Source organism: Allobosea sp. P4_C6 (assembly GCF_056402015.1).
Genome location: NZ_JBFUIF010000017.1, coordinates 1 through 18,569 on the forward strand (window position 1 = coordinate 1; position 18,569 = coordinate 18,569).

The 18,569-nt window shown below is 66.6% G+C and carries 13 protein-coding genes; 10 read left to right on the forward strand and 3 right to left on the reverse strand.

What is annotated here, in order from left to right; all coding sequences use genetic code 11:
* Positions 1-32: 32 nt before the first annotated feature.
* Both AC1DVA_RS13905 and purU read right to left on the reverse strand, forming a co-directional pair.
* The gene (locus AC1DVA_RS13905; RefSeq protein WP_265051610.1) at positions 33-1,820 is read right to left on the reverse strand and encodes a peptide ABC transporter substrate-binding protein; all 1,788 of its coding nucleotides are present in this window, start codon (positions 1,818-1,820) and stop codon (positions 33-35) included.
* Between the two features lie 209 nt (positions 1,821-2,029).
* Positions 2,030-2,893: a formyltetrahydrofolate deformylase gene (gene purU / locus AC1DVA_RS13910; protein ID WP_476806230.1), complete on the reverse strand. Its 864-nt coding sequence runs from the start codon at positions 2,891-2,893 to the stop codon at positions 2,030-2,032.
* Between the two features lie 355 nt (positions 2,894-3,248).
* On the opposite strand from purU, the gene AC1DVA_RS13915 reads away from it, so the two are divergent.
* The 10 genes from AC1DVA_RS13915 to AC1DVA_RS13960 all read left to right on the forward strand — a co-directional run bounded on the left by AC1DVA_RS13915 (position 3,249) and on the right by AC1DVA_RS13960 (position 14,801).
* Positions 3,249-4,049 (forward strand): SDR family oxidoreductase, encoded by an 801-nt coding sequence (locus AC1DVA_RS13915; protein ID WP_265051612.1) that lies wholly within the window; start codon positions 3,249-3,251, stop codon positions 4,047-4,049.
* 37 nt (positions 4,050-4,086) lie between these two features.
* Positions 4,087-5,109, forward strand: a complete 1,023-nt coding sequence (iolG, locus tag AC1DVA_RS13920) for an inositol 2-dehydrogenase (RefSeq protein ID WP_265051613.1) — start codon at positions 4,087-4,089, stop codon at positions 5,107-5,109.
* On the forward strand, positions 5,109-5,906 hold the full coding sequence (locus AC1DVA_RS13925; RefSeq protein ID WP_476806231.1) for an inositol monophosphatase family protein: 798 nt from the start codon (positions 5,109-5,111) through the stop codon (positions 5,904-5,906). Before iolG ends, AC1DVA_RS13925 begins: the two co-directional genes overlap by 1 nt.
* A gap of 89 nt (positions 5,907-5,995) precedes the next feature.
* Positions 5,996-7,033, forward strand: coding sequence for an ABC transporter substrate-binding protein (locus tag AC1DVA_RS13930; protein WP_442864882.1), 1,038 nt, complete (start codon positions 5,996-5,998; stop codon positions 7,031-7,033).
* 238 nt (positions 7,034-7,271) lie between these two features.
* Complete coding sequence (locus tag AC1DVA_RS13935; protein ID WP_476806232.1) at positions 7,272-9,488, forward strand: ABC transporter permease; 2,217 nt, start codon at positions 7,272-7,274, stop codon at positions 9,486-9,488.
* Entirely contained in the window at positions 9,485-10,552 is a 1,068-nt protein-coding gene (locus tag AC1DVA_RS13940; protein ID WP_265051616.1) for an ABC transporter ATP-binding protein, read from the forward strand. The genes AC1DVA_RS13935 and AC1DVA_RS13940 overlap by 4 nt, the downstream gene beginning before the upstream one ends.
* A 163-nt stretch (positions 10,553-10,715) precedes the next feature.
* The gene (locus tag AC1DVA_RS13945) at positions 10,716-12,443 is read left to right on the forward strand and encodes a Na/Pi cotransporter family protein (RefSeq protein ID WP_265051617.1); all 1,728 of its coding nucleotides are present in this window, start codon (positions 10,716-10,718) and stop codon (positions 12,441-12,443) included.
* A 518-nt stretch (positions 12,444-12,961) separates the two neighbouring features.
* Positions 12,962-14,185: a TIGR03862 family flavoprotein gene (locus AC1DVA_RS13950; protein WP_476806233.1), complete on the forward strand. Its 1,224-nt coding sequence runs from the start codon at positions 12,962-12,964 to the stop codon at positions 14,183-14,185.
* Between the two features lie 80 nt (positions 14,186-14,265).
* The gene (locus tag AC1DVA_RS13955; RefSeq protein WP_476806234.1) at positions 14,266-14,460 is read left to right on the forward strand and encodes an HVA1 family protein; all 195 of its coding nucleotides are present in this window, start codon (positions 14,266-14,268) and stop codon (positions 14,458-14,460) included.
* Positions 14,457-14,801, forward strand: coding sequence for a hypothetical protein (locus AC1DVA_RS13960; protein WP_476806235.1), 345 nt, complete (start codon positions 14,457-14,459; stop codon positions 14,799-14,801). Before AC1DVA_RS13955 ends, AC1DVA_RS13960 begins: the two co-directional genes overlap by 4 nt.
* Before the next feature lie 217 nt (positions 14,802-15,018).
* Here the strand turns inward: AC1DVA_RS13960 and AC1DVA_RS13965 are convergent, their stop codons facing one another.
* On the reverse strand, positions 15,019-18,441 hold the full coding sequence (locus AC1DVA_RS13965) for a class I SAM-dependent DNA methyltransferase (RefSeq protein ID WP_476806236.1): 3,423 nt from the start codon (positions 18,439-18,441) through the stop codon (positions 15,019-15,021).
* Between the last annotated feature and the right edge of the window lie 128 nt (positions 18,442-18,569).

The window sequence follows — 18,569 nt, forward strand, 5'->3', positions numbered from 1 at the left end:
GACGAATCTCTCCGCGAGGGGCCGCCTGGCTCTTAGCTGCGATACCAGGCCGCGAGGTTCCAGGTATCGACGTCCCAGCCGGAATGGTCGTGGGAAAGGTTGTTCAGCGATGCGGCCACGCGGGTGCGGGACAGCAGCGGCAGGATGATGTTGGCCTCGCAGAAGATCTCGTTGACCTTGATCAGCAGCGCGGCGCGCTTGGCCGGGTCGAGCTCCTTCTGAGCGGCCTTGTAGGCCTCGTCGGCAGCCGGATCGGTGTAGCGCGAGACGTTGCGGCCGAGCCACTTGTTCTCCTTGGTCGCGACCTCCCAGGAGACGAACTGGTTGAGGAAGCGCTCCGGATCGGGCTGGGGCTGGGTCGTCGTGTACATCTCCATGTCGACATAGAGCTTGGTGTAGGTGTCGGGATTGGCGACGTCCGACGAGAAGAACACCGAGGCCGTGACCGACTTGAGCTCGAGATCGATGCCGGCGCGCTGGCAGGCCTGCTTGATGATGGCCTGGGTCTTCTGGCGCGGGGCGTTGATCGAGGTCTGGTAGACGTATTTGAGCTTCTTGCCGTCCTTCTCGCGGATGCCGTCGGCACCCTTCTTCCAGCCGGCGTCGTCGAGGATCTTGTTGGCCTTGTCGACGCTGAACTCGTATTTCAGCTTCTGCGACTTGAACTGCTTGGGCTCGTTGACGAAGCTCGCCGTCGCGATGCCGCCGCGGCCATAGATGAACTTCTGGATCGAGTCGCGATCGATCAGGAGGTTGATCGCCTCACGCACCTTCGGATCCGACAGCGTCGGGTGCTTGGTCTTGATGCTCGAGCGCTCGCCGTCGACTTCCGTCCACGGATCGGTCGGGTTCAGGATGATGAACTCGATGTCGCCCGAGGCGACCGCGCTGATCTTGCCGCGACCGCCGGTCTCCATGCGCTTGAGGACCTCGTCCTCGACCTGCAGGTTCCAGGCATAGTCATATTCGCCGGTCTGCAGCACGGCGCGCGCCGCCGAGACTGCGTCGCCGCCGCCCTTGACCTCGAGCGTGTCGAAGGCGGGCTGGTTCTTGATGTGATAGTCGACGAAACGCTCGCCGGTCAGGACGTCGCCGGGCTTGAACTCGACGAACTTGTAGGGGCCGGTGCCGATCGGCTTCAGGTTGTCCGGCGCCTCGCGCGACTTGGCGCCGACATAGTCGCCGAACCGGTGCTTGGGCAGGATCTGGCCGACGGTGCCGACGAAGGGGTCGGCCCAGAACGGCGTCGGCTGCTGGAAGATGACCTTGACGGTGAGGTCGTCGACCTTCTCGACCTTGATGTTGGTATAGGAGCCGGTGGTGTAGGCGGCCGTCGCCGGATCCTTGGCGTATTCCCAGGTGAAGACCACGTCGTCGGCGGTGAAGGGCTTGCCGTCATGCCACTTCACGCCGGGCTTCAGCTTCCAGGTCACGACCGTGCCGTCGGCCGAGAGCCCGCCATTGGCCTTCGTGGGCACCTCGGCGGCGAGGCAGGGGATGAGGTTGCCTTCCTTGTCCCAGCCGGCGAGCGGCTCGTAGAAGATGCGCGAGGCGATCTGGTCCTTGGTGCCGGAGGCGAAATGCGGGTTGAGCAGGGTCGCGGCCTGCCAGAGCAGGATCTTCAGCGGCCCGCCGCCACCGGCCTTGGTCGGCTTGTATTCGAGCGTGGCGTTCGCCATCGCGACATCGTTCCAGACGAGGATCTGGCTTGCTATCGGCGCGGCGATACCCACCGCCGCCATCTTTTGCATGAAGGAGCGTCGCGAAAGCGTGCCTTCCTTCACATCCGCGACGAGGCCGCGGATTTCCTGCTCTTTCATCGGATTGCCTCCACCTTTAAACAATAAATTATCCCCCGGCGCTTTCGCGCCGTGTTTTCGTTGATGGCCTCAGCAAGGCATGTGCCAACGAAAGCGTCAACTGTGCAGCGCGGGACTGGTATGTCCCTGTGACGGTCTCGGATGGCTGGAAGCGGGAGCGTATGCATGAATGTGCCTTGCGCCTGCATCTTGCTGCAATTTTATGCGGGTCAATCCGTAAAGACGACAGTTTTCTTTCCGTTGAGAATGATGCGGTCCTCAAGGTGATGGCGGACGGCGCGCGCCAGCACGCGCCGCTCGATGTCGCGCCCCCTGCGGACGAGATCGTCAGGCGTGTCCCGGTGCGAGATGCGCTCGACGTCCTGCTCAATGATCGGGCCTTCGTCGAGATCCGAGGTCACGTAATGGGCGGTGGCGCCGATCAGCTTCACGCCGCGCTCATGCGCCTGGTGATAGGGCTTGGCGCCTTTGAAGCCGGGCAGGAAGGAATGGTGAATATTGATGCAGCGCCCGGCGAGCTTGGCCGAAAGCCCGTCGGACAGGACCTGCATGTAGCGCGCGAGCACCACGAGATCGGTCCGGCTGTCCTGGATCCGCCGCCAGATCTCGGCCTCCTGCTCCATCTTGGTCTGGCGGGTGACCGGCAGGTGGTGGAAGGGCAGCTCGCCCAGATCGGTCGAGGCGAAATGCTCGCGCGCGTGATTCGAGACGATGCCGGTGATCTCCATCGGCAATTCGCCGATCCGCCAGCGATAGATCAGGTCGGCCAGGCAATGGTCGAATTTCGAGACCAGAAGCATGACGCGCTTGCGGCGGCTGGCCTCGTGCAGGCTGAGCTCCATGCCGAAGCGCCGGCCGAGCGCCGCGAGCGATTCCGCGATGGCCGCGTGCGGCTGGCTGCCGTCAAGCCGGTTGAAGACGACGCGCATGAAGAACCGGTCGGACTCGGTGTCGTCGAATTGCTGTGCGTCGAGGATGTTGCAGCCGGCCTCGAACAGCAGGGTGGAGACGGCGGCGACGATGCCGGGGCGGTTCGGGCAGGAGAGGGTCAGGTTCGAGCTGAGATCGAGCATGGCTGGCGCCGCCCGCCGGGGCGGCCCTTTCACGATAGAGATGAAGACATGAAGCGAGGAGCCGGCTGCGCGCGACGCGCTGCGGTCAACCTCGGCCGGCCGGGCGCCGGAAAGCTGCCGCCGGTGAGCGACGTTGCGGCCGGGAAAGGCGCTTCGGTCTCGCTGTCCTCATGATCGTCCGGGCTGTCCTGGCTCATTGGTCGGCTGGACCATGCCGGATCAAACACCGCCCCCGGCGGCTTTTGTCAACGCGTGCAGCCGGAGCGCCTTGACTTGTTCGTGCCGAGAATGGAATATTTATTCCAATAAGCGGGAAGCCTAAAAAATTCCTGCCGTTTTCCGGGAGGCAGCTTCCTTGCCGCAAGCCAGCGTGTTCAGCCGTGATCTCCACGGCAAGGTCGCCGTCGTCACCGGTGCCAGCCAGGGACTTGGCGAGGCGATCGCGCGCGAATTCGCCGCTCGCGGCCTGCAGGCCGTGCTGCTGACCGGGCGCAACGCGGCGCGCGGCGAGGCGGTGGCGGAGAGCCTGCGCACTGAGGGCTGCGACGCTCGTTTCCATCAGGTCGATCTCGCCGATCTCGACGCCGTCAGGCAGATCGTCCCGGCGGCGGAGAAGGCCTTCGGCCGCCTCGACATTCTCGTCAATGCCGCCGGAGATACCGATCGCGGCACGATCTTCGACACGTCGCCGGAGCTCTACGAGCGCATCATGGCGGTGAACCTGCGAGCGCCCTTCTTCCTGATCCAGGGCGCGGCCGAGCTGATGCAGCGGCAGGGCATCGCGGGCGCGATCGTCAACATCCAGTCGATGTCGGCCCATGGCGGTCAGCCTTTCCTCTCCGCCTACAGCGTTTCGAAGGGCGCGCTCGCGGTGCTGACCAAGAATGTCGCCTACGGCCTCATCAAGCACCGCATCCGCGTCAACGGCCTGAACATCGGCTGGATGGCGACCCCGGGTGAGGACGCCATCATGAAGCTGCGCCACGACGCCAGGGATGGCTGGCTCGACGAGGCCGCCGCCTCCCAGCCTTTCGGCCGGCTGATCGATCCGCGCGAGGTCGCCAAGGCCGTCGCCTATCTCGCTTCTGCCGAGTCGGGGCTGATGACCGGCGCCAACATCGATTTCGACCAGAACATTCTCGGCGCGCACGACTAGCGCGCTGAGCCCAATCGCGGCAGGACGGCCGCCGGACATGACCACGGGACTGAAGACGACCATGAAGATCGGATTGCTGGGCGCCGGCCGCATCGGGCGCATCCACGGGCTGAACGTCGCCGCGCGCGGCGATGCCGAGTTGGTCGCCGTCACCGACGCGATGCCGGAGGCCGCCGCCTCGCTCGCCGCCGCCACCGGCGCGAAGGCCGCGAGCACCGAGGCGATCCTCGCTGACACCGCCATCGACGCGGTGCTGATCTGCACCCCGACCGACACCCATGCCGATCTGATCGAGCAGGCAGTCTCCGCCGGCAAGGCCGTGTTCTGCGAGAAGCCGGTCGATCTCGACGCCGCCCGCATCCGCCGCTGCCTGGAGATCGTCGGCAAATCCGGCAAGCCGCTGATGATCGGCTTCAACCGCCGCTTCGATCCGAATTTCGCGGCGCTGGAGAAGCGGCTGCGCGCGGGTGAGGCCGGCGAGATCGAGATCGTCACGGTGATCTCGCGCGATCCTTCGCCGCCGCCGGTCGATTACGTCAAGCGCTCGGGCGGGCTCTTCCGCGACATGATGATCCATGATTTCGACATGGCGCGCTTCCTCTTGGCCGAGGAGCCGGTCGAGGTCTTCGCGCTCGGCTCCGCCCTCGTCGACAAGGCGATCGGCGAGGCCGGCGACGTCGATACCGCCGCCGTCGTCATGAAGACGGCCTCGGGCCGCATCGCCCAGATCTCGAATTCCCGCCGCGCGACCTATGGCTATGACCAGCGCATCGAGGTCCACGGCTCCAAGGGCATGCTGCGTGCCGGCAACATCCACGAGACGACCGTCGAGATCGCGACGGGGCAGGGCTTCCGCGCCGATCCCGTGCAGAACTTCTTCCTCGAGCGCTATGCGGCCGCCTATCGCGCCGAGCTCGACGCCTTCATCGCCGCCTGCAACGGGAAGGCTATGGCGTCGCCGACCGGCCTCGACGGGCTGAAGGCCCAGATTCTGGCCGATGCCGCGACGGAATCGGCACAGACCGGCAAGCCGGTCCGCGTCGATCTGGGAGCCAAGTGATGGCTGGTGGTGCGATGACCCCGGCGGAACGCGATCTGCGGTATTATGCGGCGCTCGGCCTCGCGGCCGAGGCAAGCCATCTGGCGCTGGGCTATTTCAACAAGCGCGAGTCGCTCGGCGTCACCATGAAGGGCGCACAGGACTGGCTGACCGTCGCCGACGGCAAGGTCGAGGACTTCCTGCGCCAGCGGCTTTCCACGCTGTTCCCGAACGATTCCGTCATCGGCGAGGAAGGCGGCGGCGAGGCCTCCGACGCCGTCTGGATTCTCGATCCGATCGACGGAACCGCCAACTTCGCCCATGGCGACCGCAACTGGTGCATCTCCATCGGCTTCCTCTCGCAGCGGCAGCCGGCGATCGGGGTTGTGGCCGCGCCTGCGCTCGGCGAGGTCTATGCCGCGCGGCGCGGCGTCGGCGCCACGCTGAATGGCGATCCGATCAAGGTTTCGGGGGCGGCCGACATAGCCCGCTCCTCCGTCGAGCTCGGCTGGTCGACCCGCATTCCCGCGCAGAACTACCTGAAGGTGATCGAGCGGGGCTATGCGGCGGGCGCGGCGATGAAGCGCGGCGGCTCCGGCACTCTCGGCCTTTGCCATGTCGCCGGCGGTTGCAGCGACGCCTATGCCGAACTTCACATCAACGCCTGGGACGTCGCGGCGGGCATCGTCATCGCCAGCGAGGCCGGCGCTCACATCAATGATTTTTTCGCCGGCGAAGGGATCGCCAAGGGCAATCCGATCCTATGCTGCACGCCGGAGCTGGCACCGGTGCTGAAGGAGATCACCGGAATCGTTTAGCCAGCACGATATTTGATTGATCTTTCGGAGAAGTCGTCTCAGCTTCGTCTCAAGCCACAAAAACAAGAGATCCGATCAGGGAGGTTACCATGCAGTCGAAATCCTGGCTCAAGGCGGGGCTCTTCGCCGCGCTCGCCACCGCGGCCTTCGCCGCCACGCCGGCCCGCGCTCAAGGGTCGCTCGTCATGTATTGCGGCGTCCAGGAGGAATGGTGCCGCGCCATGTCGACGGCCTTCGAGAAGGACACCGGCATCAAGGTCGCGATGACCCGCAAATCGGCGGGCGAGATCTATGCCCAGCTCAAGGCCGAATCCTCCAATCCGCGCGGCGACATCTGGTGGGGCGGCACCGGCGATCCGCATCTGCAGGCGGCGGAGGAGGGGCTGACCCTCGAATATGAATCGCCCAAGAACGCGGAGCTGAACAGCTGGGCGCTAGACCAGTGGAAGGCCGCCAAGCAGCGTTCCATCGGCATCTATGCCGGCGCGCTCGGCTTCGGCTTCAACACCGAGCAGATCAAGGCCAAGGGCATCCCCGAGCCGAAATGCTGGGCCGACCTGCTCAACGCCAAGCTCAAGGACGACGTCCAGGTCGCCGATCCCAACTCGTCCGGCACCGCCTACAACCTGCTCGCCACCGTCGTGCAGCTGATGGGCGAGGAGAAGGGCTTCGAGTATCTCAAGGCCCTGCACAAGAACATCAGCCAGTACACCAAGTCGGGCGCCGCTCCGGCCAAGGCGGCGAGCCTCGGCGAGACCGCCGTCGGCATCGTCTTCATCCATGACGCGGTGGTCTTCGCCGTGCAGGGCGACCCGATCAAGCCGGTCGCGCCCTGCGAGGGCACGGGCTACGAGATCGGCTCGATGTCGATCGTCAAGGGCGCGCGCAATCTCGACAACGCCAAGAAGTTCTACGACTGGGCCCTGACCCCGGCCGCCCAGGCGCTGGCCGCCCCGGCCAAGTCCTATCAGGTGCCGTCGAACAAGGCTTCGCCGGTGCCGGCGCAGTCGCCGAAGATGGATCAGATGAAGCTGATCAACTACGACTTCGTGAAATACGGCTCCTCGGCCGAGCGCAACCGCCTGCTCGCCAAGTGGGACAAGGAAGTGAAGGCGCTGCCGAAGTAATCGGCGCCGTCCTTCGGTGAGACGTCGGGAGGTTCACCTCCGAACCTCCGCCGTCATCCCGGGCTTGACCCGGGATCCATGCCAGAGCGCTTCCGCTTAACGTTCAGGCATGGATCCCGGATCTCCGCTCCGCTCCGTCCGGAATGACGGTTGCGGGGCTCCTACAGAATCGCATCAAGAACCGTGAAGGCCGGCGCGAACCGGCCCGGATCGCTTTCCACGAGGGGACAGGGCAACCATGGCGCCAGCGACGCGACTCGTGCTGCTGATCGGCTGGCTCGGCTATGCGCTGATGCCCTGGTATCTCGTCGAGGGCATGAGCCTGACGAGCTGGGGCTGGCTCGGCGAATACCCGTTCGGCAAGGCCGGCAGCGCGCTGGCGCTGGCTCTTTCGCGCCAGACGCCCTGGCTCCTGCCGGTCGGCATTGCGCTGGCAGCGGCGACGGCCTTTGTCGGTAGTCATGACCGGCAGCGCACGGCGCGCGTTCTGGTCTGGGCGGGCCTGCTCGGCATGGTCCTGTTCTTCGCCCAGGCCTTCTCCATCGTCCTGCAGGACCAGGGCATTCCATGGCTCGCGGCGCTGCTCGCCGGCGCCGGCGCCGCCCAGCGCGGCATCGGCGGCGGCGCCTTCGTGACGCTGCTGTCGCTGCTCTTCCTGCTCTGCCACGGCCTCGCCTATCGCGGCGTCTGCCGGGGCGACCTCTTCACCGTCTCGACGATCGGCCTCGTCGTCCTGCTGATCGGCATCTTCATCTTCTTCCCGGTGGCGATCATCCTGAAGAGCGCCCTGGTCGACCAGAGCGGCGCCTTCGCGCCCTCGGCCTTCATCGCGCGCTTCCTCGATTCCTCGATCTGGGGGTTGGGCTGCGTCACCAGCAACACCAATTGCGGCGTCGCCTGGAACACGCTGGTCCTCGCCGTGCTCTGCGGCGTCATCACCACGCTGCTCGGCCTTGCCTGCGCGCTTCTCATCCTGCGCACCGGCATGCCGGGCAAGCGCATCATGCGCGCGCTGACGGTGCTGCCGATCATCACGCCGCCCTTCGTCATCGGCCTGGCGCTGATCCTGCTCTTCGGCAGGGCGGGAGCCATCTCGACGATGCTCTACGAATGGTTCGCCATCCCGCGCTCGCGCTGGCTCTACGGCCTGCCGGGCGTGCTGCTGGCGCAGGTGCTCGCCTTCGCGCCGATCGCCTTCCTCGTGCTGATCGGCGTCGTCCAGGGCATCAGCCCAAGCCTGGAGGAAGCCTCGCAGACGCTCGGCGCCAAGCGCTGGCAGACCTTCCGCACCGTGACCTGGCCGCTGCTCAAGCCCGGCATCGCCAACGCCTTCCTGCTCGGTTTCGTCGAGAGCATGGCCGATTTCGGCAATCCGCTGGTGCTCGGCGGCAATTTCGAGGTGCTCTCCACCAAGATCTTCTTCGCGGTGGTCGGCGCTTCCTACAATCAGGGGCAGGCGGCGGTGCTCGCCATCGTGCTGCTCGCCTTCACGCTCGGCGCCTTCTGGGTGCAGCAGCGCTGGCTCGGCGGCAAATCCTATACGACCGTGACCGGCAAGGGCGATGCCGGCCTGCCGACGCCGCTGCCGCGCCGCATCACCTGGCTGTCGGCGGCCGTGATCGTGCCCTGGGTCGCGCTGACGCTGGTGATCTACGTCGTCATCCTGGTCGGCGGCTTCGTCCGCAACATGGGCCGGGATTTCACGCCGACCCTGCAGCATTACACGACCGGCTTCGCCATCGACTTCAGCAACGGCATCTATTTCCAGGGCTCGGCCTGGCCGTCCTTCTTCACCACCATCAAGGTCGCGGCGATCTCGGCGCCGCTGACGGCGATCATCGGCCTGCTGACCGCCTATCTGCTGACGCGCCAGCGCTTCCGCGGCCGCGGCGGGCTGGAATTCGCGACGATGCTCTCCTTCGCCATTCCCGGCACGGTGCTCGGCGTCGCCTATATCCTCGCCTTCAACGTGCCGCCGGTCGAGATCACCGGCACGGGGCTGATCCTCATCATCGCCTTCGTCTTCCGCAACATGCCGGTCGGCGTGCGCTCCGGCATCGCCGGCCTGTCGCAGATCGACAAGAGCCTGGACGAGGCCTCGACGACGCTGCGCGCCCGCAGCTTCACCACGCTCTGGCGCGTCGTGCTGCCGCTCTTGAAGCCCGCGCTGGTCTCGGCGCTGGTCTACAGCTTCGTGCGCTCGATGACGGCGGTCAGCGCGGTGATCTTCCTGGTCTCGGCCGAGTACAACCTTTCCACCGCCTATATTGTCGGCCGCGTGGAGGCCGGCGAGTTCGGCCTCGCCATCGCCTATTCCTCGGTGCTGATCGTCTTCATGGCGCTCGGCATCGGCCTCATCCAGTTCGGCGTCGGCGAGCGCAAGCTCGGCCGCCGCAAGGTCGTGGCACTATCCAGCTCGGTCTCCGACCCAATCACCCAGGGAGCAACAAGTTGACGAAGGCCGGTCCCGCTTCTGTCGAGTTCCGTAACGTCTCCATGCGCTACGGCGCGGTGACGGCGGTCGACAACGTCAATTTCACCATCGAAGCCGGCAAGCTCGTCACGCTGCTCGGGCCCTCAGGATGCGGCAAGACCACGACTTTGCGCATGATCGCCGGCCTCGAGATCGCCAGCGAGGGCCAGATTCTGATCGGCGGCAATGACGTGACCAAGCTGTCCGCTGCCGACCGCGACGTCTCCATGGTCTTCCAGTCCTATGCGCTCTTCCCGCATATGAGCGTGCTGGAGAACGCGGCCTACGGTCCCACAGTGAAAGGGCTCGGCAAGGAGCAGGCGAAGCAGATGGCGCTGGATAAGCTGGCGCTGGTCGGCCTCAAGGGCTTCGAGAGCCGCTACCCCTCCGAGCTCTCCGGCGGCCAGCAGCAGCGCGTCGCCGTGGCGCGCGCCCTCGTGCTGGAGCCGCAGGTGCTGCTCTTCGACGAGCCGCTCTCCAACCTCGACGCCAAGCTGCGCCGGAGGGTGCGGGAGGAAATCCGCGAATTGCAGCAGGATCTCAACCTGACCGTGGCCTACGTCACCCATGACCAGGAGGAGGCGCTGGCCGTCTCCGACCGCATCATCGTGATGTCGAATTCGCGGATCGCGCAGGAGGGCGCGCCGCGGGACCTCTACGAGCAGCCCTCCAACGCCTTCGTCGCCGACTTCATCGGCGATGCCAATTTGGTGGATGTCACCGTGAAGGCCGTGGCCGATGGCCGCGCCGATGTCGGCATCGGCTCGACCACCGTCTCGCTGCCGGCGCGCGGGCTCGGCCCCGGTCCGGCCAAGGTCGCGATCCGGCCTGAATCCCTGCTGCTCGGCGAGGCCGGCCTGGCTGGCTCGCTGCCCGGCACGATCCGCAAATGCGCCTATCTCGGCAACCATCTCGACATCATGGTCGAAACCGAGGTCGGCGAGCTCTTCGTGGTGCAATACGGCGCCCGCGATCTGCTGGAGCAGGGCGCGCCGGTCGCGGTTTCCTTTGCGAAATCGGGCGTGACGCTGATTCCGCCCAACTGAGCCGGGCGAAGATCGATAAAAATCAACGTTCGTATGCCATCCGAATGGGCGTTCTGCCGCATTCTCGGCACTTTCAGGCGTTATTTCTGTTGAGTTGGCTAATCAAAAAATGATAGATTCTGCTGACACATGATCACCCAAAACGGGGAAAGACCGCACTGAAATGGCCACGGGCGAAAGCGCTACCAACATCCTGCTCCACCTCGCCGGCGGCGTCGCGCTGCTGATCTGGGCGGTCAGGCTGGTCCGAACGGGCGCGATGCGCGCCTTCGGCTCCCAGCTCAGGCATGCGCTGCAGAGTTTCACCCGCAATCGTTTCGCCGCTTTCGGCAGCGGCATCGTCGTCACCATGGTGCTGCAGAGTTCCACGGCGACGACTCTGCTGGTCTCCTCCTTCGCCGGTCAGGCCTTGATCGGCTCGGCCATGGCGCTCGCGGTCCTGCTCGGTGCCAATCTCGGCACGGCGCTCGCCGCCTTCGTCATCTCGATGGATCTCGGCTGGCTCTGGGGCCTGTGCATCGCCATCGGCGTCGCGATGTATCTGTCGAGCGAGGCGATGGAGCGCCCGCGCAATATCGGCCGCGTCCTCGTCGGCATCGGCCTGATCCTGCTCTCGCTGATCGAACTGAATACGGCCGCCGCCCCGCTCGCCCAGTCGCCGACCTTCCGCGTCGTGCTCGGCGCCCTCGGCAGTGAGCCGCTGCTCGCCGTGCTCGTCGCCATCGCCGCGACCTGGATGGTGCATTCCAGCATCGCCATCATCCTGCTGGTCGCGACCTTCGCTTCCTCAGGCCTGTTCCCGCCGGCGACGGCTCTGACGCTGGTCATCGGCGCCAATCTCGGCAATGCGCTGATCCCGGTGCTCGACCAGCTTGGCGCGCCCGCCGCCCAGCGCCGCGCCGCCGTCGGCAACCTGCTGACCCGGCTCGTGCTGGCGATCGCCGTGCTGCCCTTCGTCGGCCCGCTCTCGGCCTGGCTGCTCAGCCTGCCCTCTGCCGATGCGCGCCTCGCGATCGAGTTCCACGTCGCGCTGAACTTTGTGGGTGCGCTCGTCTTCCTGCCTTTCGTCAAGCCGATCTCATCGCTGGTCGAGCGCTTCATGCCCGGCAAGAACGATAAGGCCGAGGCCGTGGCGCCGCGCTATCTCGACCCCAACGCGCTCGACAGCCCGACAGAGGCTCTGGCCGGCGCCATGCGCGAGGCGCTACGTCTCGGCGACCGCGTCGAGGTCATGCTGCGCGACACCATGACCCTGCTGGAGAAGGACGAGCTCAAGCTCTCCCGTGCCATCGCCCAGGCCGATGACGGCGTCGATACCATCCACGAATCGATCAAGCTCTATCTGGTCAAGGTCTCTCGCAACGAGCTGACCGAGGAGGAGAGCCGCCGCCTGTTCGAGATCATCACGCTGATCACCAATCTCGAGCATATCGGCGACATCATCGACAAGAATCTGCGCGAGCTCGCCGAGAAGAAGATCCGCAAGCGCTACACCTTCTCGCCGGAGGGGCTCGGCGAGATCCGCCAGTTCCATCAGCGCGTCGCCTCGGCGCTGGCGCTCGCCCTCAACGTCTTCGCCACCCGCGACCTCGTGCTCGCCCGCCAGCTCTTCGCCGACAAGGCGGCGATGCGCGAGGCCGAGCGCCACGCCGCCGACAGCCATTTCCAGCGCCTGCGCTCCGGCCGGCCGGAATCGATCGAGACCAGCGCGATCCATCTCGACATCATCCGCGACCTCAAGCGCATCCACGGCCACGTCGTCTCGATCGCCTATCCGATCCTCGAGAGCGCCCACGAGCTGCGCGAGAGCCGCCTGCGTGAGACCAAGGAAGCGGCCCGCAATCGCGAGACGCCGACCGTGCTCATTCCGTCGCCCCATTCGGGGGGGTAGAGCGCGCGCTCCACAACGGTGTCGTCATTCCGGGGCGGCCCACAGGGCCGAGCCCGGAACCCATGAACACGACGTCTCGGAAAAGAAGCAAGGCGCGGCAGCCGTCGTTCCGCTCCGGCACCTATGGTGTTCATGGGTTCCGGGCTCATTGCTGCGCAATGCCCCGGAATGACGGTGGAGCTTTGAGAGCCGGGTAAGCCGGCGCCGGGTCACCTCGGCGCCGCGAGGATGATCGCGGCTCCGGTGAGGCAGACGATCCCGCCGGTCAGGTCCCCGCGATCCGGCTCGCAGAGCGCGGCGCCGATATAGGCGGCGATGGCGGGCATGGGCGTTCGGGGCTTTGCGCGGCGGGTGCGCCAGTCTAAAGCCATGCCTTACAGAAACAACGCCGTCATCCCGGACAAGCGGCTTCAGCCGCACCGATCCGGGATCCATGCCAGATCGCTTCTTCCGAAGGTTCAGGCGTGGATCCCGGGTCTCCCTCTCGTCACCCGGGATGATTGATGAAGGTTTGACGCATGCCCGATATCGCCATCATCGGCGCCGGCCCGGCCGGCCTGATCGCCGCCGAGCGGCTGGCCGCGGCCGGGCACCGCGTCACGATCCACGAGCGCATGACCTCGCCTGCCCGCAAGTTCCTGCTGGCCGGGCGCGGCGGCCTGAACCTGACCCATTCCGAGCCGCTCGACGCCTTTCTCCGGCGCTATCGCGAAGCCAGCGGCTGGCTCGAACCGGCCCTGCACGCCTTCCCGCCGCAGGCCCTGCGCGACTGGGCCGACGAACTCGGCGCCGACACCTTCGTCGGCTCCAGCGGCCGGGTCTTCCCGCGCGCCATGAAAACCTCTCCGCTGCTGCGCGCCTGGCTCGGCCGGCTCGATGGGTTGGGCGTGCGTCTCGCGGCGGGCAGGAGCTGGACGGGCTGGGATGCAGCGGGCGCGCTGACCTTCCGCCTGGCGAGTGGTGAAACCGAAGCCATCCGCCCCGACGCGACGCTGCTCGCGCTCGGTGGCGCGAGCTGGCCGCGGCTCGGCTCCGATGGCGGCTGGGTGCCTCTATTGGCGGAGCGCGATGTCGTCGTTTCCCCGCTGAAGCCCGCCAATGGCGGTTTCACGGTTGCCTGGTCGCAACTGATGAAGGAGCGCTTCGCCGGCCAGCCGCTGAAGCGCGTCGTCGTCCGTTTCGCGGGTGAGCAGGCGGCCGGCGAGGCCATGATCGATGCCGAGGGCATCGAGGGCGGCGTGATCTACGCGCTCTCGGGCCCGATCCGCGAGGCGATCCTGCGCGACGGCGCGGCGGAGATCGAGGTCGATCTGCGTCCCGATCTCACGGCGGAAGCCCTCGCCACCCGCCTCGGCAAGCGCCGCAAGGGCGAGACGCTGAGCAACCATCTGCGCAAGGCAGCGGGCCTCTCGCCGGTCGCGGTCGCTCTGTTGCGCGAGGTCGCTGGAACCGCGCTTCATGATGAGCCGGAGCGCCTGGCTGTGCTGATCAAGGCGTTGCCGCTGCGTCTCGGCGCGGCCATGCCGATCGCCCGCGCCATCTCGACGGCCGGCGGTGTCGCGCGCGATGCGGTCGATGCCGGCTTTATGCTGAAGCGCCTGCCCGGAATCTTCGTCGCCGGCGAGATGCTCGACTGGGAGGCGCCGACGGGCGGCTATCTGCTGCAGGGCTGCTTCGCCACGGGCGTCGCCGCGGCCGCGGGAATCGAAAGCTGGTTGCGCGGGTCCGGCGATCGCGGCTGAACCTCGGCCCGCCCGCTGCGTTGCTTCAGCATCGCAGCAGGAGAGTCCGGGCATGACCGAGGCCTTGAAGCCGGGAACCGATGTCACATGGCGCTGGGGGCGCTCATCGCGCGCGCGGCCGGGTCGAGCAGGTCTTCACCCGGCCGGTGAGCCGCACGATCAAGGGCACGCGTGTCCGCCGCAATGCCACCGAGGCGAAACCGGCCTATCTCATGACGCAGGCCCATGGTGGCTACGCGCTCAAATCCCATACCGAGCTGGAGCGGCTGCAATGAAGCATGTCGATCTCACCCCGCCCGAGGCCGTCGCCAAGGCGGCCGCGAAAGGCCTCAGGCTGCGCCAGCAATTCAATCGCGGCGGCACGCAGATCGGCGTCGCGCGCGCCCGCGACCTCAGCCATCGACGGACATTGAGCGAGGACACCGTCCGGCGCATGGCGAGCTATTTCGCGCGTCACGCGGTCGATTGTCAGGCCAAGGGCTTCGGCGACAGGGATAACCCTTCGGCCGGCTGGATCGCCTGGCTGCTCTGGGGCGGCGACGAGGGCCGCGACTGGTGCGAGCGCAAGAAGGCCGAGCTGGAGCGGGCCGGCGACCGGGAGCAGAAGCGCGCCTGACGCCGCTGGCACGTTGTTCTATGCGGAACCACGCCGTCATTCCGGGGCGGGCTGCAGGCCCGAGCCTGGAACCCATGAACATGACAGCCCATCAAAGGAGCGCCGACCGGACGAATCTTCTCGTCCGTTCCCGTGTTCATGGGTTCCAGGCTCTTCGCCGACGCGAAGCCCCGGAATGACGGCGTGGTTCCGTCAGAACCCAGCAAGCTCCCAAGCCTCAGCCGGTGGCCATCAACCTGCGCACGAAGCTCACGCCACCATCCGTGGTCGAGATTTCGCCGACTCGTGTCAGCGACACCAGGATATCGCGCACCGCGCGCTCCACCTTGCGGCCCTGCCGGAAGCGGCCGGCGATCGCCGCCGCGTCGAGCGCCGCCGGGGCGGAGCCCAGCGCGGACAAGACGCTGGCCACCCGCTCCACCGGGTCGGTCGGGAAGACCGGACGCCCGGCATTGGCCGGAAGCGCCGCGACCAGCCCATCCGCCTCGATCTGCTCGCCGCCTTTGCCGGCACCGCCGAAGCGCGGGCGCTGGTAGTCCGGCCTGAGCCAGCGCACGGTGCCGCGCGCCTCCTCCTGCGTCCTGTGGCGGTTCAGGGCGACAAGCCGCGCCAGAACCTCCTCCTCGCCCAGATCGGCCGGCCAGCCATAGGCAGCTGCCACGGCCGCATCGATGGCGTCATGATATTCGTTCAGGATCAAAACCAGCCCACGGTCGCGAATATCGTCCTCAGCTGTGGTCAGCGCACGCCCCGCCAGGATCGCCTCGCGCACATTGTAGAGCTTGGTCAGGGTGAGATCGGGATGATCGGCCAGAACCTGCTTGCGCAAGCCATCCAGCGCCTCGGCCGGCCGGCGAATGGCCTCCTTCTGAAGATCGCTCGCATCGGGGAACGGGAAGGGATCGAAGCAGCGCGATTTCACGTAGACAGCATCGCGGGCGTAGACGCCGAGCTTGCCCGCGCTCGCGAGATACCAATTTTCGTGGATCGAGGACGATAATACCCCGAGCGCGTAAGCATCTGAAAGGCCAATGGCTATGAGTTTGTTGTCAGGCAGAATCGACGCGTCGAGGAACTGGAAAACGCGGTGCTTCGCCGTCTCCACCGTGGCGATGTAGCGTTGGAGGTGAGCGAGGGCGGGACGAATTTCATCGCGCGTCCGGCCGAATAGCCACCAGCGCGCTTTGATGTCGGCATCTCTGTTGCGATCGCGCTCTACTTTCACAGTTCGGAGCAGGTGCTGATAGACCTCGGGATAGCGCTCCCTGACCTCGTCCGGTTTGAGACCATAAAGGTCGACGACCATCACATCTCTAGGGCGAGCGGTCAGGTCGCGGCCGTTTCGATAGGCGCGAATGTGATGTTCCAATCCCGTCCGCCGCCCAAGTCCTAAAGTGCGCGCCTGTTGTGCGCTGACGATAAAACCGGCCCCGAACAGCATCACCCCGCGGGAACTGAGAGCGGCATTAGCCCGGAGACCTGCGGCTGTGCCGGCGTCCACTCCGATGGTCAAATCGGAATTGATCCGTCCTTCCCGTTCGCTCAGTTCGATCTGTGGCTGATCGGTGTCGAGGCCGGACTCCGACACGACCTCGAACAGCTTGCCCTGGCACCGTCCGGCTTGCGCCACCGTCATCGCGATGCGCACCGCGGCTGCGTCCTTGCCCACCTTGATCCAGGGATGATCCGCGATCGCCATGACGAGTGAGAGCGACCGCTTGCCGTTGAGGTGCCGCTCCACGGTCCGGCGCTGGAAAAGCTGGGTGATCGAGTTGGTGGTGACGAAGCCGAAACGCCTGAGCCTCGTGCCTGGCCGGGTCAGGACTTCGGCCGCCCGGTCCCACCAATACATCACGAAATCGGCGCTCTCGTTCATCTGCGGATGCGCCGCCCAAAGCGCCTCGGCATAGACGCTGCCGAGCCGGTTCCGCAGGTCCTTGCCGCCGATGAAGGGCGGATTGCCGACGATGAACTCGGCCTCCGGCCATTCCGGACGGCGCGGATTCGGCAAGGCCTCGCTGCCGTCGCGCCATTGCGGGACCGGCCAGCCGTCCCAGCACAGCACCGCGTCGCGCTTATGGATATGGTCGAGCTTCTCCAGGATCGGCTCGCGCGGTGCGAAGCCACGGGTCCGGAAATGCCATTGCAGATGGCCGATCCAGAGTACGAGATCGGCGATGGCGACGGCGCGACGGTTGGTTTCCATGCCGAGGAATTGATGCGGCCCGACATGGTGGGCGGCGAAGCCCGACAGCTCCTCGTTGCGGCCGAGCTCGCCCGCCGCATCCAGCACCTCGCCCTCCAGCTTCTTCATCAGCTCCTGCGCGACGTGCAGGAAGTTTCCCGTCCCGCAGGCCGGATCGAGCACCCGCGTGGTGCAAAGCGCCTCGTGGAACTGCTCGACCAGAGCCAGCGCCTTGCGCGCGTCGCCGCCGTCGCGTGCCTGCTGCGCCGCGCCGAGGACGGCCCGCCAATCCTCCCGCAGCGGGCCGATGACGGTCTCCACGACCAGCCGCTCGACATAGGCGCGCGGCGTGTAATGGGCGCCGAGCCGCGCGCGCTCCTCCGGGTCCAGCGCCTGTTCCAGCAGCGCGCCGAAGATCGCGGGCTCGACCTCCTTCCAGTCATGCTCGGCCGCGGCGAGCAACTCGCCGATCTCCTCGCGCCCGAGCGCGAACACCCTCGCATCCTCGTAGAGCTTGCCGTTGAAGCGCTTCATCCTCTCGCGCACGGAGGTCGAGTATTCGCCCTTGTCCATCGCCTGCCAGAGTTCCGCGACCAGCGGCAGGAAGGATGCGGGGTCGTCGCGGCACTCGCGCAGCAGCGCCTTGAAGGCGTCCTTGCGGATCAGCCCGACATCCTCGGCGAACATCGTGAACAGGCAGCGCATCAGGAAGAGCGCGACCTCCTCGGGGTCATGCGCGCGCTCCAGCGCCTTCGAGACCGCGGCCAGCCTTTCGGCGATGGCGCGGGTGACACGGGCGGCATGGCGGGCCGGGTCGAGCGCGAGCGGCTCGGTCCAGATCGCGGCGAGGCGCTTGCGCACGGCCTCATCCCGTAGATCGTCGAGGTAGACGCGGTAGCTCTGCCGATCCGGGAACTGGACGTAGTTCTTACCCTGGCCGGTGAAGTCGGCGTAGAATTCGAAGCAGTGCCCGACATCGCAGACGATCAGGAAGGGCGGCCAGCCATGCGGGGCCGGGAGCGCCTTGGCGTAATCCTCCGCCTGGCGCCTTGCATTCAGCATCAGCACGTCCCAGGCCCGGTCGGCGCCGCGTCGGCCGCGCGGGCCCGCCGGCTCCGCGAAGGGCAGGGCGCCCTGCGCCGGCAGGACCTCTTTCGCCTGCCCCTTCAGCCGGCTCTGCTTGGCCTCGAGGACGAAGGCTCCCTTCCGGTAGAGGTCGATCCGTCCCGTGGTGGAGCCGCCCTGCCCATCCGGGAAGCGCACGGGGTACTCGAAGCGATAGGTCACCGCGTCGGAATCGCTGGTCGGCGGCAGCGGCGCCTCGACGCCGATCAGCCGGCAGAGTTCGCTGAGGAACTGCGCATAGGCCGCGCGCTCCGCCCCTTCCGATACGCGCCAGCGGGCGATGAAGGCCTCGACCTCCGCCGCATCCGCCTCGGACCCGCCCCCCGACATGGCCCGTCTCCCCAGGTTGTATTATCGTCATATATGCAATCTAAGATTGCATAAGCCTCTCCTGTCAACTGCTGTCACCAATCGCGCCCGCGAGGCGTCGTGCCCCCTCGCATCCCCGGCCGTTCCGC

What these genes read in the sequence shown, in the direction of transcription:
- AC1DVA_RS13905 (WP_265051610.1), bottom strand. Translation starts at nt 1,820, where the DNA reads ATGAAAGAGCAGGAAATCCGCGGCCTCGTCGCGGATGTGAAGGAAGGC.
- purU (WP_476806230.1), bottom strand. Translation starts at nt 2,893, where the DNA reads ATGCTCGATCTCAGCTCGAACCTGACCCTCTCCTGCCCGAACCGCCCC.
- iolG (WP_265051613.1), top strand. Translation starts at nt 4,087, where the DNA reads ATGACCACGGGACTGAAGACGACCATGAAGATCGGATTGCTGGGCGCC.
- AC1DVA_RS13925 (WP_476806231.1), top strand. Translation starts at nt 5,109, where the DNA reads ATGGCTGGTGGTGCGATGACCCCGGCGGAACGCGATCTGCGGTATTAT.
- AC1DVA_RS13930 (WP_442864882.1), top strand. Translation starts at nt 5,996, where the DNA reads ATGCAGTCGAAATCCTGGCTCAAGGCGGGGCTCTTCGCCGCGCTCGCC.
- AC1DVA_RS13935 (WP_476806232.1), top strand. Translation starts at nt 7,272, where the DNA reads ATGGCGCCAGCGACGCGACTCGTGCTGCTGATCGGCTGGCTCGGCTAT.
- AC1DVA_RS13945 (WP_265051617.1), top strand. Translation starts at nt 10,716, where the DNA reads ATGGCCACGGGCGAAAGCGCTACCAACATCCTGCTCCACCTCGCCGGC.
- AC1DVA_RS13950 (WP_476806233.1), top strand. Translation starts at nt 12,962, where the DNA reads ATGCCCGATATCGCCATCATCGGCGCCGGCCCGGCCGGCCTGATCGCC.
- AC1DVA_RS13955 (WP_476806234.1), top strand. Translation starts at nt 14,266, where the DNA reads ATGTCACATGGCGCTGGGGGCGCTCATCGCGCGCGCGGCCGGGTCGAG.
- AC1DVA_RS13960 (WP_476806235.1), top strand. Translation starts at nt 14,457, where the DNA reads ATGAAGCATGTCGATCTCACCCCGCCCGAGGCCGTCGCCAAGGCGGCC.
- AC1DVA_RS13965 (WP_476806236.1), bottom strand. Translation starts at nt 18,441, where the DNA reads ATGTCGGGGGGCGGGTCCGAGGCGGATGCGGCGGAGGTCGAGGCCTTC.